General features: G+C 50.1%; 11 protein-coding genes. 9 read left to right on the forward strand and 2 right to left on the reverse strand.

The annotated features are described in order from the left end of the window. Both FHT67_RS06095 and FHT67_RS06100 read left to right on the forward strand, forming a co-directional pair. Positions 1-2589 carry a metallophosphoesterase gene (locus FHT67_RS06095; protein ID WP_167196376.1) on the forward strand — a complete coding sequence of 863 codons (2589 nt, stop codon included), beginning with the start codon at positions 1-3 and terminating at the stop codon, positions 2587-2589. Between the two features lie 185 nt (positions 2590-2774). Then, on the forward strand, positions 2775-3452 hold the full coding sequence (locus tag FHT67_RS06100) for an HAD family hydrolase (protein WP_167196379.1): 678 nt from the start codon (positions 2775-2777) through the stop codon (positions 3450-3452). Positions 3453-3476: 24 nt separating this feature from the next. Here the strand turns inward: FHT67_RS06100 and FHT67_RS06105 are convergent, their stop codons facing one another. Then, the gene (locus FHT67_RS06105; protein WP_132304890.1) at positions 3477-4085 is read right to left on the reverse strand and encodes a hypothetical protein; all 609 of its coding nucleotides are present in this window, start codon (positions 4083-4085) and stop codon (positions 3477-3479) included. Positions 4086-4356: 271 nt separating this feature from the next. After that, the gene (locus FHT67_RS06110; RefSeq protein WP_167196382.1) at positions 4357-7830 is read right to left on the reverse strand and encodes a glycoside hydrolase family 2 TIM barrel-domain containing protein; all 3474 of its coding nucleotides are present in this window, start codon (positions 7828-7830) and stop codon (positions 4357-4359) included. A 219-nt stretch (positions 7831-8049) separates the two neighbouring features. Between FHT67_RS06110 and FHT67_RS06115 the strand changes: the two genes are divergently transcribed. The 7 genes from FHT67_RS06115 (at position 8050) to FHT67_RS06145 (ending at position 15181) form a co-directional block, all read left to right on the forward strand. Next, positions 8050-8250 carry a hypothetical protein gene (locus FHT67_RS06115; RefSeq protein WP_132304894.1) on the forward strand — a complete coding sequence of 67 codons (201 nt, stop codon included), beginning with the start codon at positions 8050-8052 and terminating at the stop codon, positions 8248-8250. Between the two features lie 145 nt (positions 8251-8395). After that, positions 8396-9253 (forward strand): AraC family transcriptional regulator, encoded by an 858-nt coding sequence (locus tag FHT67_RS06120; protein WP_243866992.1) that lies wholly within the window; start codon positions 8396-8398, stop codon positions 9251-9253. 409 nt (positions 9254-9662) lie between these two features. Beyond that, positions 9663-10664, forward strand: coding sequence for a LacI family DNA-binding transcriptional regulator (locus FHT67_RS06125; protein WP_132304898.1), 1002 nt, complete (start codon positions 9663-9665; stop codon positions 10662-10664). 15 nt (positions 10665-10679) lie between these two features. Further along, positions 10680-11552: a carbohydrate ABC transporter permease gene (locus FHT67_RS06130; RefSeq protein ID WP_132304900.1), complete on the forward strand. Its 873-nt coding sequence runs from the start codon at positions 10680-10682 to the stop codon at positions 11550-11552. A 13-nt stretch (positions 11553-11565) separates the two neighbouring features. Next, positions 11566-12417 (forward strand): carbohydrate ABC transporter permease, encoded by an 852-nt coding sequence (locus FHT67_RS06135; RefSeq protein WP_167196385.1) that lies wholly within the window; start codon positions 11566-11568, stop codon positions 12415-12417. 126 nt (positions 12418-12543) lie between these two features. After that, a complete protein-coding gene (locus FHT67_RS06140) occupies positions 12544-13845 on the forward strand; it encodes an ABC transporter substrate-binding protein (RefSeq protein WP_167196389.1) in 1302 nt (433 codons plus the stop codon). A gap of 70 nt (positions 13846-13915) precedes the next feature. Next, positions 13916-15181, forward strand: a complete 1266-nt coding sequence (locus FHT67_RS06145) for an amidohydrolase family protein (RefSeq protein WP_167196392.1) — start codon at positions 13916-13918, stop codon at positions 15179-15181. Positions 15182-15192: the final 11 nt, after the last annotated feature.

Below are 15192 nucleotides of genomic sequence, written 5' to 3' on the forward strand. Positions count from 1 at the left end.
ATGGAAATCTCAACGAAAGTGCATACCATCTTTCTAATGGTGGGACCGACGGAATGCGGGAAGTCTACTTTTGCGAATGAAATCCTTATTCCAGGCCTGCAGTTTCAAGCGAAAGAGAGTGGCGTAAAATCCAACATTCAATATTTGTCTTCCGACTCCATCCGCCAGGAAGTACTTGGGTTTGACTATGACAAGTACGACCGGGTCATGCTGGAAGCCAGCGAGCAGGCCTTTCAATTGCTGTTTGCCAAGCTGAAGCTGGTCACTTCCTTCCCGGTTAATGCAGAGTTTGTGATCGTAGATACAACCGGCCTCGCGGATGACTTCCGGTCAAAAGTGAGAGAGATTGCTCACGAGAACAACTATAACGTAGAGGTTATTTTGTTCGACTATCGCAACCGTGCCGATTACTATGCGTCGGAGCGGTCCAAGAAGCTCATTACGGCTCACATCAACCGGATTAAAACCGAAGTTTTGCGTGCCTTGTCCAAAGAAGGCTACTCCGCTATTCATAAGATAAGGGCCAAGGACTTTTATTCGGTAACCGAAAAGAAAGCAAATCCCGAATACCGGGTTCATATTGAAAATCGGGATGAATACCTCGATACCGCGCTGCCAAGCCGATATAAATATATCGTTGTAGGAGATATTCATGAATGCTTGGATACGTTTAAAGCCCTTTTGCGCAGCCACGGCTTTCAGATTGACGGAAATGTCTTGACTGCAGCTGACCGTGTAAAGGATACAAAAATCGTGCTGGTCGGAGATTGGATCGATAAAGGCAAACAGACAAGGGAAACGATCCAGTTTCTGCATGAGAACCGGGAACACTTTTATTTTGTAATGGGCAATCATGAGAATTTCGTCCACAAGTATTTAAAAGGAGAAGTGCAGGGAGTCGACGAGGAGCTGCTGCATACGTATTTCGATTCCACGCGGGAGCTGCGCAGCCATCCCGAATTGCTAGAACAGTTTCAACGGCTGATCGCCGTTTCCAAACCGTTCTATCGTTTCGTTGGCGCAAACGGTGCGTCCTTTTACGTCACACATGCGCCATGCCGGAACAAATATATCGGTAAGCTGGACTCGAACTCTAAGCGGCACCAGCGAAACTTCCGGATCGACCGGGAAGCCGACCTCGAGGCACAGCTCAGATTCCTGGAAGAAGAAGCGGTAAGCAATTATCCTTTCCATGTATTCGGGCATGTCGCTGCGAAGAACGCTTTCCGGATCAAAAACAAAGTCCATATCGATTCGGGCTGCGTACATGGAAACGCGTTGACCTCCGTAAGCCTGTCCTATAAACCGTTCTTCAAATCCCAAATTTCCAGTCAGGCTTTCATGGCGGAGGAGCTGCGGCCGTTATTTGTTTCGGAACGAAAAGCAGCGATTCAGGATTTAGGGGAAGAGGAGCTCCGGCGCCTGCGTTACGCGTCTTATAACAAGATTAATTATATTTCGGGGACGATGGCTCCGGCAGATAAGGATGATGAATCCGGACAGTTGGAATCCATTAGCAAAGGCTTGCGCTATTTCGCAGAACGTGGCGTGAAGGAAGTCGTATTGCAGCCGAAATATATGGGTTCGAGATGCAATATTTATCTCTATTCCGATGTGGAGCAATGCTTTGCGATCAGCCGAAATGGGTACAAGATCAAGAAGGTCGACTTAAGCGGGATTTATGCCGGTCTTCTCGGTAAATTTGGCGGTTACATGAAGGAAAACAATATCGAGATGCTTCTGCTCGACGGCGAGCTGCTGCCATGGCAGGCGATGGGGGAAGGACTGATTCAGCGGCAATTCAAACCGATCGAGAAGGCGCTGGAGACAGAGATTGCTTTTCTGCATCAGAATGGATTCGAAGCGGCGCTTCGACAATTAACGGAGGATTACCGAGCTAGCGGCTTTGAAAAGGATCAATATCATATGCCGAAGGCGGAGTTAAGCCGAAAATACGGATCGACTGCTTATCAGAGCTACAAGCATCTGCGTGCCGTTCTCGATTCTTATATGCCGCTTGATGTACATGAAGCTGCTTACGAAACCTATAAGCACCAAATGAAGCTGTACGCGGAAGAAGGCGAGCTTGCCTACAAGCCGTTTGCGTTATTGAAAATTATCTATGCATCCGGCCGGGAAGAAATGCCGGCGAACCGGAAAACCTCTGAGATGTACCGTTTTCTCTCGGAGGATGAATTCCTGCTTGTTGATTTGTCGGATGAAGAAGCTGTCGGTAAAGCGGAGAAGTTCTTCGCCAAGCTTACGGTTGACCAGCAGATGGAAGGCGTTGTCATTAAGCCGGAAATCATCGGGGAGAATATGGTACCCTTTATCAAGGTCCGAAATCCGGAATACTTGTCCATCGTTTACGGATATGATTATCGATTCCCTCATAAATACAATAAGCTGATGAAACAAAAGAATGTGAGTCAAAAGCTTCGCACTTCGGCCAACGAATATCGGATTGGCCAGCGGATGCTCGCCGTTCCGTATGCGGAGATATCGCCTGAAAATAAGCTGTACAAAGAAATCGCGGCGGGACTGCTTTTCGAAGTAGCCAAAGAGAGGGAAATCGACCCGAGGCTTTAAGAGGAAGCATCGAGAGAAACGCACTTTAGCAGGTGCGTTTTTTTCTATTGCCAATGTACAGACTGTTGTGGCCGTCATCAGGTGAAAGATATTCAGGGAATTTCCAGTATTTTATAATGGTTCCGCCTGTGATATTCTCTTTCTATCATAGGAATATAAGGACCATTCGATTAAGGAGTGCCTGGATGAATAAAATAACTGCCGTTATCTTCGATCTGGACCAAACGTTACTGGATAAGCATCAATCGTTAATCGGGTTCGCCAATCATCAATTTGATACATTTGCCCTTGCAGCCTTCGGTATAGCCAGGGAGGAGTTTGTGGAGAGATTTACGGAAATGAATCATGTCGTCCGTCCGAAGGAAGACGTCTACATGGACTTATTCGAGTTATTTGCAATCGACCGCGCTTTATTTCCTGCCATGCTGGAGGATTTGAACGGGAACTTCTCGGAATACGCGATTGGTTATCCGGGACTTCTTGATATGCTGAGCGAATTGAAGAAAGCCGCGGTCAAATTAGGCATGATTACGAACGGCAGGGCGTTTTATCAGCGGAATAAAATAAGGGCTCTCGGCATTGAAGGTTATTTTGACGACATTATTATCTCGGAAGCAGTTGGTTTAAGAAAGCCGGATCCTGCAATCTTTCAGTTATCCTTGTCCAATCTGAATGTATCAGCAGCCGAGACTGTCTTTATAGGCGACAACTTGAAGAAGGATATGATACCGGCGAAGGAGCTTGGGATGCGGACCATTTGGAAACAAACGGCTGGTCTCAACGAATACACCGATATGGTCTCCGATAATTTGGCAGAAATACCGATGCTCATTCAACGCTTTATCCAAACAAAAACCGGGTAACACGATGGTGTTCCCGGTTTTGGTTTACTTTTTATTCGCGGCCAAATAGTTGTCCATCTCATCGCGGTTCGCATGATCACCGGAGGGAACGGTGTCTGTTACACCCCAGTAATCTCTCTGCACGGTATCTTTATTAGGGAATGCGTATAAGTCCAAATCATGCAGGATGCGGTGCATAAAACGCAAAGCTTCCGGATCATGCTTCTTGCGGGCAATATCGGCGAGCGCGATCAAGGTATTCATATCAAGCTGCAAGCCTTGGACGCTTGCAAGGGTCTTGCCAATCTCTTCGTAATTTTTCGTATCGAAGACCTCGGACGCCAGAAACTCATCCCATGCGGTTTTATTATCGGACTTGAAATTATCCAGACCTCCGCCGGTTACCTTAAGATCAAAGGTAGAATGGTACTCCTTAATCTTGGTTACCGCACGCCCTTCGGCTGAATTCGCAGCAAAGTCAACCTGCGGTACATGAATCGGCTCGGCCTTAGTGGTTGTTTCCGCAGGATCCGACGCTTCTGCCTTATCCCCGCCGCCCATGGCTTTAAGAACGTAATTCGCGCCAATGGCACCGGCACCGCAAATCAGTACAAAGGCGATAGCGGCGCCAATCAGATTCTCTTTTACTCGCAATATAAATCCTCCTTAGCTGACTGTGACAATGGTAACGTTTAGTGTACCAAAATATGATCCCTTATGGAAATCTTCGAAAGTACCAAAAGTGCCCGCATCGAATTATAGGATTTCGTAAAGAAAGGTCAGGATAAGACGGTAACCTCGTTCTTTTAACCTTCCCTAATTCCTGATTTATACAATTGTACGTATTTTTGTAGGGGTAGTTGCGGTGGTACTTGGAAAGAAAAGACCTCAGCTGTCCGCTGAGGTCCGTTTGGCTCACGTTTCATTACTCCTGGAAAAACTGAAACGATTTGAAGTTGAATTGACTGCCCGGCAGAAAAATAAAGGTCACGGTCTGAAGGCCGGTAATCCGTTCCAGCATGTATTCGTTCTCGCAATAGCCTTCCGAATAAGCAAATTCCACAAGCTGTTTGGTCTCGCCGTTCGTGCCGCTGAACAAGATATGAATGGTATTGTTGTCGATTGGCGATTGACCGCAGATCGCAAGCCTGCTTGCTCCCGATTCTCCAAAGTCCATATCCTGGAATACAAGCGACACGTTGTTACCGATGTTTTCGATCGCATCATCCTTCAGGGTGTAGGAGTCCCCGTAAATCTGATTATTCTCCCGTGCTTCCAGACGTTCGAATGCCTTGACGGCTTGCCTGAACTGAAAGCCCTTTAGATGAATTTTGCGCTGCAGGACAAAGCTTAGCGAAGTTATTCCTTTGAGCCTGCGAGGCAGGCGATACGTTTCTTCCTGGTACACGTTCCATTTCGTCGGCTTTTGATAACTAATCCGCGCAAGCAGGGAGGCAGCTGTCTCGCCGGGAATGCCTTCCCAAATGTCTATGAAGAATTTTTCGCTGTCTAACGAGAAGATCGGAAGCGTTATCTCGTCTGCCCCATAGCTTCCGAAGTCAATGTTATCGAAGCAAATCCAGCTTTCGCCGTCCCGGCTGGTCGCAACGCCACGTTCATTGCCGTTCGTCAGGTTGCGGCTGGACCCGCTATGGTAGCCAGCGGATACAAATTCGTACGGATTTATAAAAGTCTGTCCAATGCCGTCTATCCGGAATTCCATTAAGGCATACATCCGGACTTTGTCCGAGCCGTTCCTTGTTGAGCAGCGGATATAGAACTCGCCGTCGCTTAATGCGGTAACCATAGCATGATGTCCGGCCGACTCAAGGCTGGCAATATTGGCGTCTACGCCGGCCGCATTTGTTACCCGCCATTCAACCTCCTGATAGGTTGCGTTGCTTGGATGAATAACTACCTGAACGGGCACGGAGCGGTTGTCTGCCGTGAGGGCATTGCCTTGCGGGCAAATAATCTCCAGCTTGCGCACCGGAATTTCATCGGTGGGTTCGGTTACGCCCGAAGTTTCGGCTGCTTGTCCCGGCGCATAGGCATACAAGGAATATTCTTCACCGGGTGCAGCAGGTTCAGGCATGACAGATTGGAGCACCGCTTCACCAGCAATCAGACCTTCGGAAGCAGCGCGCACAGTGATTGTTCCGCTCTCCAGCGTAGGTGCAATAACAGCCAGAAGCTTGCCGCTGAACATGCGGCGGTTCGTGCCTTTGTACGAATCGTAGTCGGTGCTGTCCCCATTATCGAGTCCAACGAGGCGGCCAGGCCCTTCCACGGTAACGCGTATGCGATTATTGGCATTGGCTACCGGCCGGCCCTCTAGGTCAAGGGTTGAGATTTCGATAAAGACCAGATCGGAGCCGTCTGCCGCCATGGTTGTTTTATCCGGAATCAGCAGGACGGAAGCCGCGTCTCCGAAGGAAGACTGGATATCCGTTGCGATAGGTTGACCGGCTTCATCGTAAGCGACAGCTCGGAGGAGTCCTTTCGCGTAAGGAATCCGCCATTCGCCAAGCAGCTGCTGGCCGTGGACATGATCGATATCGCAGGTTCCCATTGATTCGTCGTTGAAGAATAGCTCAATCTTTGGCGCATTCGAGCAGACGCGTACATCAATCAGCTGTCCTTCAGAGAAATCCCAATACGGGAAAATATGAACCATCGGCTTCACTTTATAGTCGGTCCATTCCGCTTGATAAATGTAGAAGGCATCCTTCTTGAATCCCGCTGTATCGATCTGTCCGAAATAAGAGTTCTTCGTATGGTACGGCGTCGGCTCGCCAATATAGTCAAAGCCGGTCCACAGAAATTGTCCAAGCGAGAAGGCGGCGTCGCGGTCCGCAATGATGCAGGCCTCCGTGCTCTTTGCGCCCCAGCTGGTCGAGCTGTTGCCAAGCGACGAGCATTGCTCATCGTCATCCGCCAGAACGGATTGGGCGAGAGGGAAATGATAGATCCCCCGGCTTTGTACCGTCGAGCAGGTCTCGCTGCCATAGATGAACCAATCCGGATGCTCCGCATGATGCTGCCGGTAATATTTATCCCCGTAGTTGTAGCCGGCGAATTTGACAAGATCCGCGCATTTCCGCGCATTTTCCCAAGGCATATAGTTCGATCCAATGGTCACGACGGCATTGCCCTTCGGATCAAGAGAATGAACCTTATCGCGCAGCTGGATGGTCAGCTCCTGTCCGCGTTCATCGGCATGCGTATCGTAAATCTCGTTGCCGATACTCCACATCAGCAGGCTTGGATGGTTCCGGTCTCTGCGAACCCAGCTGGCGACGTCTTTTTCCCACCAGTCCTTATAAAATCTCGCGAAGTCATAAGGCGTCTTGGCCCGCTCCCACATGTCATACGCTTCAGAGACGATAAGAATCCCCATCTCGTCGGCCAATTCCATGAGCTCAACCGCAGGCATGTTATGAGCGGTACGAATCGCATTAACGCCCATCTCCTGAAGAAGGGAAACTTGTCTTCGAAGTGCCGTTTTATTAACGGCTGCACCCAGAGAGCCGAGATCATGGTGCTGACAGACCCCTTGCAGCTTGACGTGTCGGCCATTTAGGAAAAAGCCTTTCTCCGAGTCGAAGCCGAAGGTGCGGAATCCGAACGTTTGCCGATGCTCATCCACTACTTCGCCATTAAGGAGCAGCTCGGTATGGAGCCGGTAGCGGACCGGTTCATCCAAATCCCAAAGCCGGGGCTGCCAAACGGCAAGTAATTGATTGATGGTTACCGTCTCGCCTGCTATCGGTTGAATCGTGGTTTCCGATTGGCCAATTGCAGCCGCTGCTGCATCCAGAATCGTATGGCGCAGCTTATAGGCGGATGAAGGGTCGGCCAGCTCCGCAAATACGACCTCGCTGTCGATATCAACGGACCATGCGTCATCGTTATTCTTTTTAGCGGAAATATAAATGCCGTCTGATGCAAGATGAGTGTCAGGTGAGGCGACAAGCCAAACAGACCGGTAAATGCCTGCGCCGGAATACCAGCGGGAGTTCGGAGACTCGTGAATAACCTGGACGAGAACTTCATTATCGCCCGCGGTCAGGAAAGTGGTTATATCCAATTCAAAGGTCGAGTAACCGTTTTTCCAGGTACCTGCAACACGGCCGTTCACATAAACCGATGAATTCATGTAAACGCCTTCAAACCGCAGCGCAAACCGGCTATTAGAAGGGATTTCTTCAAAGTGGATCGTTTTGCGGTACCAACCGACGCTGTTCTCGTACAAGTTATTCGTGTCATAAATTAACCAATCATGCGGGAGAGTAACGGGGGACCAGTCTGCTCCGCCTTCGAGTATGGCATCGAGCTCCGTGCCAAGCGGGTGCTTGGAGAAATACCAGTCATTGTTCAGCTTTTGTTTCCGGCTCATGGGAGAACTCCTTTCAATCTGACGATTCTACTTCGATAGTGGCATCAGGTGTGCGGGAGTGCAATGAAATTAGAAAAGAAGTAATATTATCCAAGTATATTATTTAATTTTCTAAGTATCGAAAGATTGAATTGTGCATTGCGTAATGATCTATTAGAATTAACGAATAAGTCCCATTTTTGTATAACTAACGGAGTAGTTCCGGTAGCAGAAGGGGAGATGAGAACAATCTCAACCATTCGACTGCACTTATTACATGCACAGATTGCGCAGCAGGCTGTGGCTGTTCGGACCAACAAGGGAAAAACGTGGAGCGGGAAAATCGAAAAGGTGGAGGATCAGTTCGTGCAAATCCGTTACGAGTCCAATTTACTGGTGCATTTACCGATCTCCGTCATTGAAGAAGTTAGGCAAGCATAGCTAGTCAAGCAGGAGGCAGGCCGAGCGGCTTGTCTCTTTTACATAAACCAGTCAATATCGTGCATGAAATGTCGGATAGGCAGATTCGATTTTTGCTAATCTAATGATGAGGAAAGGAGGGATGCGGGTGAATACGCTGGAGCATATGAATCAGGCTTTGAGCTATATCGAAGATCATTTAGCCGAGGAGATCGATCTCAAGGAAGCGGCTAAACGGGCACGCTGCTCGGAATATCATTTATCGCGGATGTTCTCATTCCTTGCCGGTGTCACCTTGTCCGAATATATCCGGCGAAGAAGGTTAACGCTGGCGGCCTTTGATCTGATGAACTCGTCAGACAGAGTGATCGACGTTGCAGTCAAATACGGTTACTCTGCCGCCGACTCGTTTGCCAAAGCGTTTCAAGGCGTTCATGGGATTACACCGTCTGAAGCAAGGCAGCTCGGGCACTCTCTGAAAAGCTTTCCCCGCATGTCCTTTCAATTATCGATTAGAGGGGGAGACGAAATGAATTACCGGATTGAAGAAAGGGAAGCCTTCCGCATTGTTGGCCTGATGAAGCGGGTACCCATTGTATTTGAAGGAGTAAACCCGGATATAGCGTCGATGTGGCAAAGTCTGACCGAAGAGCGGATTACTGAGCTGAAAGCTTTGTCCAACGTGACGCCGAAGGGGCTGTTAAGCGCATCCGTCAATTTTTCGGAAGGGCGCATGGAGGAAAAAGGGGAGCTGGATCATTATATCGGAGTCGCTACGACCGCAGCTTGTCCGAAGCACTTTAGCGAACTGAAGGTTGCGGCAGGAGCATGGGCTGTGTTTGAAGCGGTAGGCCCATTCCCGGCGACCCTGCAAAATGTGTGGGGACGAATCTATTCGGAGTGGTTCCCGTCCTCGAATTACGAAGCGGCGGAAGGTCCGGAGCTCTTGTGGAACGAGCATAAGGACACGACTTCGCCAACGTTCAGGAGCGAGATCTGGATACCTGTGGTGCCGAAGGGCTAAATGATCGAGGGAGAAGAGGAGAAAGTCCTCTTCTTTTTTTGCGCGAACACCAGGCGTGTTATCGGCTTCCCGATGGCTCGGCACCTCAAAATTTATGATTGACATTCGCCTATCGAAAGGGTATATTATTTTCACAAAGCTGAAATCGCTTACAGGCAATAAGAGGCTTTTTTATTTTGCACAAACTGGGAACGTTCCCAAAATGACAAGAAAATGATCGGCAGTGTAAAATCGCAAAGAGGCGCATCTTTTTAGGTTCAAAATGGGAACGTTCCCAAAATGATCGCAGCAGCGAACGGGTTATGACAGACAATTATTTGTTTCTTTTTGGGAACGTTCCCACAATTGGGTGATAATCGTTTATAATAGGGAACAATATCATCCAATTCCGGAAAGGCAGGGATTCCAAATGGGTCCAACCATTCATGATGTCGCAAAATTAGCCAACACTTCTAAAAGCACCGTGTCCCGATATTTAAACGGACAGCAGGTGAAAAAGGCCACTCAAGAAGCGCTGGAGAGGGCAATCAAAGAGCTGAACTTTCACCGCAACGCAAACGCGCGCCGGCTCGTGATGGACAAAACGTATACGATCGGCATCGTCATCGACGATATTTCGAACATTTTCTACTCCGGCATTATTAAAGGGATCGAAGAGGTCGCAGGCAATAACGGCTACAATTGCATCTTCCTTAGCTGGACGTCCAATTACGACAACGAAATTTCGTTTATGAATTTGCTGTACGAAGGACAGGTCGACGGCATCATCATGGTCAGCTTCCGCAAGAGAAGCGTGGAGGATCTGCTGCTGATCCGGGAGGCCGGTTATCCGATCGCGCTGATCGGCGACCACGGCGAACTGGAAGGAATCTTCTCGGTGGACGTCGACAACGCTGCCGGAATCGCGGACGTCGTTCACTATCTGCATGACATCGGACACCGCAAAATCGCTTATATTTCCGGTCCCGAGACCGTCTCGGCGAGCAAATACCGGTTCAAGGGCTATAAGCAGACGTTGGAGGAGCTTGGCCTCGAGTACAACCCGGAATGGGTCGTCGAATCCGACTGGACGAATCAGGGCGGCTATGCCGCGATCAAAGCCATTCTCGAGAAGCCGGAGGTTACCGCGGTTGTTGCGTCTAGCGACGAAACCGCGATCGGGGCGCTTCGCCGGATCCAGGAATCCGGCCGGAACGTTCCCAAGGACATGTCGATCGTCGGCTTCGACGACGTAACGGTATCGAGCTGGGTTTACCCCTCGCTAACGACGGTAAGGCAGCCGTTCCGCGATATCGGACGAATGGCTGCAGAAGGGCTGTTTCTAAAAATCGCCGGCGAAGAAGAAGAGGCGAAGAGCCACCTGCTGAAACCTCAGCTCATTATTCGCGATTCTTGCGGAAAACTTCTCTGAAAAGGGTTGTGTGATATGAACAGTAAAATAAACAAATCGCATTACGGTTACTTTTTTATCGCTCCGTTTTTTATCGGATTCGCGGTGTTCGGCCTTATCCCGATCCTCTACACGTTCTACTTAAGTTTGACCAATTGGGACGGGTTCAGCGATCCGGTGTACACAGGCTGGGACAATTACGTCAGAATCGTTCAGGACACGTTCTTCTATCAGGCGGTTTTGAACACGCTTATCATTTGGGTGATTTCGATCGTCCCGCAGCTTATTCTGGCGCTGGTGCTGGCGCTCATCCTCAACGAGAAGTTCGTGAGGGGAAAGCATTTCTTCCGGGCCGTGTACTACTTCCCGCACATCATTACCCCGATTACGCTTGGCGTCATGTTCAGTCTGATGTTCGACTGGCAGACCGGCAGCGTCAATAAGCTGCTGATGGAGTTCGGATGGATCTCCGAGCCGGTCAACTGGTTCAACAGCCACTGGTGGTCCCGGGCAATCGTGGGTCTGGTCATCTGCTGGCAGTACTTCGGCTTTAATCTGATCGTCTTCATTGCGGGGCTCCAATCGATCCCAAGCGAGGTGTACGAAGCCGCAGAGGTCGACGGCGCCTCCAAGCTGCAGACGACTTGGTGGATAACCTTGCCCATGCTGAAGCCAGTGTTTCTGTTCACTTTCATTACGTCGGTTATCGGCGGGCTGCAGCTGTTCGACGCGCCGCTTATGCTGGGCAACGGGCCGGATAACGCGACAAGAACGATGGTTATGTACCTCTTTGAAACCGCTTTTAAAAACTTTAATTACAGCTACGGATCCGCAATCGCCTATGCCATCTTTATTGTAGTAATGTTCTTCACGCTCATTACGGCGAAAGCTTCCAAGCTGAAGGATTAGGAGGCCTATCGATATGAATGAAGCAAGCAGAGGGCCGATTCGCTTTGGATCAATCATCGCAAAAACCGTTATGTACCTGTTTCTCATTCTCGTCGCGATAACGTGTCTCGTGCCGTTCTACAGCATGTTCATCACGTCGACCCACGCGAACTCCGATATCGCCCGCAGTCTGCTGTTCTGGCCTGGCGACCAATTCATGGACAATTACGACCGGCTTATCTCGACGGTCCATATCTGGCGGGGCTTTGCCAACACGATTTTTATTACGGTGACATTTACCTGCCTTAATCTGTATTTCGCCGCGCTGGCCGGCTACGGCTTCTCCAAATACAACTTCAGGTTCCGCGGCGGCTTATTCCTGTTCGTGCTTGGCACGATGATGATCCCAGGGCAGCTCGGCATCATTGGCTTCTACAAGCTGATGAATGCGCTTCATATGCTCAATACGTATTGGCCGCTGATCCTGACCGGGATCAGGGATGCGTTTGGCATCTTCTTGCTGAAGCAGATCGCGGATTCCTCCGTGCCGAACGAAATCATCGAATCGGGCAGAATCGACGGCTACGGGGAGCTTAGAATTTTTCACAAGCTTATTCTGCCGTTGATGGCTCCGGGCCTCGCGACGCTTGGCATCTTCTCGTTCATCGGGAAGTGGAACGACTTCCTGACGCCGATGATCATTTTGTTCAACAACGACTTGCAGACGCTTCCCGTCATGATCGCCAGCGTGAAGTCGCAGTTCTCTTCGGACTTCGGCGCGCAGTACGTGGGCATCGTTATTTCGGTCGTGCCGATTCTCGTGTTCTTCTCGTTTATGTCCAAGCGGATCATTAGCGGCGTTGCCGCCGGTGCCGTGAAGGGCTGACGCTTGAATTTCATTGAAAGAGGTGATGCTCGGACTTATAGCGCAAGGGTGCACGGAAGCATGGTCACACGAGACAAGGCAAGGGTTACGTTAGGCAATCAATCATGCATTGAAGGGGAGATTCGATTGAAAACGACAAAATGGTTTTCTTTGATGGTGGCGCTAGTTATGGTATTGACCATCGCGGCCGGATGCGGGAACAACGCGGGCGGCAACAAGCCGGCACAGACAGAGACGCCGTCGGCCGATGGAACAAAAGAACTGAAAGGCAAGCTGGTCGTGTGGACGTTCTTTGACCAGGTGAAGGAAATGGGTGCCAAGTTCGAAGAGAAACACCCGGGCGTCAAGGTGGAGGTTAACATCTTCCCTGGCGACCAATACCAGACGAAGCTGCTTTCCGCGATGCAGTCCGGAAGCAACGTGCCCGACGTATTCGACCTGGAAAGAGGCTACATCGGCAAATTCATTGACGCCAAATTTATCGCCGACCTGTCCGCCATGGGCATCGAGGATCAATTAAAGGACTATATCCCTTACGTTCGCGAACTGGGCAGAGCTTCCGACGGCACGATTCGCGCCGTATCCGACCACTCTTCCCCGGGCTCCTTCTGGTACATCCGCGAGAACGCGAAGAAATACCTCGGTACGGATGATCCGGATAAAATCAGCGAAATGGTCAGCAGCTGGGACAAAATCATCGAGCTGGGCAAAAAAGTGTACGAGCAAAGCGGCGGCAAGGTGCATTTGATGCAGAACGCCGGCGACGTATTCGATATCGGTGCTTACAACACGGAGCCGTGGGTGAAGGACGGCAAGCTGAACATCGATCCGAAGTGGAAGACGTACTACGAAACGCAGCAGAAAATCCGCGCGAACAACGTCGATGCCAAGCTGGGCTTTATGTCCGCCGGCTGGGGCAACGCGCTGAACGACGGCTCGGTCGTACTTAGCGCGATGCCGGCTTGGGCAACGTTTATGATCGACAACAAGGACGACAAAGCCGTCGGCAAATTCGGCGTTGCGAAGTCGCCGGAAGGTTTCTACACGGGCGGCACTTACCGCGGCATTTACCAGAAATCTCCAAACAAAGAGCTTGCGTACGAATTCATCAAATATATTGCAAGCCCGGAATGGCAGACATACAACCTGGGCAAAACCGGCAATATGCCGGCGAGCGGAAAGGTTTACCAAGACAACATGGATACTTTCAAAGTAAATCTGCTCGGCGACCAGAATCCGATGAAGATTTACTACGAGCTCGTAAGCAGCATGCCGGGCATCGCGCCTGACAAGTACGGCGAAGACGTGCTCAGCAGATGGCGGAAGGTTGCGGGACAAGGCATTACGGATAACAAAAGCTACGACGACGTGGTAGCAAGCTTCAAGAAAGAAGTAAAAGGCGCATTCCCTGACATTCAAGTCGATTAACGCCACAGAGAAAGCGACTGCTTCCTGCAAGAAGCAGTCGCGATTTTTTACCATTGGAAGGAGCAGGCCGATGAGCAGCATTCGTGAATACATTAGAGACCTTCGCATAATAGACGGCCACGAGCATTTGGCGACGCAGGTACTCAGAGAGAAGGATAAGACGGATCTATTCGGACTGATGCATTATTTGGATTCGGACATGATCACATCCGGGATGCCCCGCGGCATACTGGCGAAACGGAACGGCTTAGGTGACGAGCAAAAAGCAGCGCTGTTCATGAAGTATTGGGAGAGAGTGAAAAACACGACTTACGCCAGAGTGTTCCGTACCGCAATGGAGGATTTGTACGACATGCGCGACTGGAGCGAGAGAGGGCTGCTCGAGTTAAACGAGAAGGTGCTCGCCGCAACGCTCGACAAGGAATGGTACGGCAAGGTCATGACGGAGAAATCCAAAATCGACCTTGCGTTTACGCTGATTTATACGACGGACGTCAATTTCGATATGTTCCGACCGATTATGTTCATGGATTTTACCTATAAGCTGCGAACGCAGAAAGATATCCTGGCCGTCGAACGGGCTTCCGAGCAGCAAGTCAATACGCTCCAGCACTATTTGACCGCCGTGGATGCTTTATTAAATAAATATGTCAAAGAGGGCATGGTCGCAACCAAGCTCGGTCACGCCTACTGGCGGACGCTCGCCTGCGAGAAGCCGACGTTCCACGAAGCGGAGCTGGTATTCAACCGGCTGATGGCCAGCTCGCTGGACGAAGGACTGTCCCAAGCGGAGACAAGACCGCTGCAGGATTATCTCATTCATTTCGTTATCCAGCGTTCGACGGCCTACAACCTGCCGGTTCAAATTCATACCGGGCATCATGAGACTAGCGTGTCCGGAAATGGCAATATCATTACGAATTCGAAAGTATCTTCGCTGCTTCCGCTCTTATTGGAATATTCGAATACAAAGTTTGTTCTGCTGCATTGCGGCTTCCCGTACGAGCAGGAATATTTGACCATCGCCAAAAACTTCGCGAACGTATACGCGGACTTTACGTGGATGTATATTATTTCCCCGACGGCGGCAAAGCATATTCTTCATCAGATGATCGAGATGGTGCCGCAAACGAAAATTCAAGGCTTCGGAGGGGATTACAACTTTATCGAAGGAACTTACGCGCATTTGAAGCTCGCCAAAAAAATCGTCGGCGACGTGCTTGTGGAGAAGGTGGAGGACGGCGCGCTGGACGAGGACGAGGCGATCGGCTTCGCGAAGGCGATCTTCCGGAATAATCTGATCGACATTTACGGCCTGGACGAAAAGCCGGTATAAGCATGCGCGAA

Source organism: Paenibacillus sp. BK720 (assembly GCF_011761545.1).
In the GTDB taxonomy this organism is placed as follows: Bacteria; Bacillota; Bacilli; order Paenibacillales; family Paenibacillaceae; genus Pristimantibacillus.

Excerpts from the sequence above, each read along its gene's own strand:
- FHT67_RS06115 (WP_132304894.1), top strand. The coding sequence starts at position 8,050 with ATGAGAACAATCTCAACCATTCGACTGCACTTATTACATGCACAGATT.
- FHT67_RS06145 (WP_167196392.1), top strand. The coding sequence starts at position 13,916 with ATGAGCAGCATTCGTGAATACATTAGAGACCTTCGCATAATAGACGGC.
- FHT67_RS06100 (WP_167196379.1), top strand. The coding sequence starts at position 2,775 with ATGAATAAAATAACTGCCGTTATCTTCGATCTGGACCAAACGTTACTG.
- FHT67_RS06120 (WP_243866992.1), top strand. The coding sequence starts at position 8,396 with ATGAATCAGGCTTTGAGCTATATCGAAGATCATTTAGCCGAGGAGATC.
- FHT67_RS06110 (WP_167196382.1), bottom strand. The coding sequence starts at position 7,830 with ATGAGCCGGAAACAAAAGCTGAACAATGACTGGTATTTCTCCAAGCAC.
- FHT67_RS06095 (WP_167196376.1), top strand. The coding sequence starts at position 1 with ATGGAAATCTCAACGAAAGTGCATACCATCTTTCTAATGGTGGGACCG.
- FHT67_RS06135 (WP_167196385.1), top strand. The coding sequence starts at position 11,566 with ATGAATGAAGCAAGCAGAGGGCCGATTCGCTTTGGATCAATCATCGCA.
- FHT67_RS06130 (WP_132304900.1), top strand. The coding sequence starts at position 10,680 with ATGAACAGTAAAATAAACAAATCGCATTACGGTTACTTTTTTATCGCT.
- FHT67_RS06125 (WP_132304898.1), top strand. The coding sequence starts at position 9,663 with ATGGGTCCAACCATTCATGATGTCGCAAAATTAGCCAACACTTCTAAA.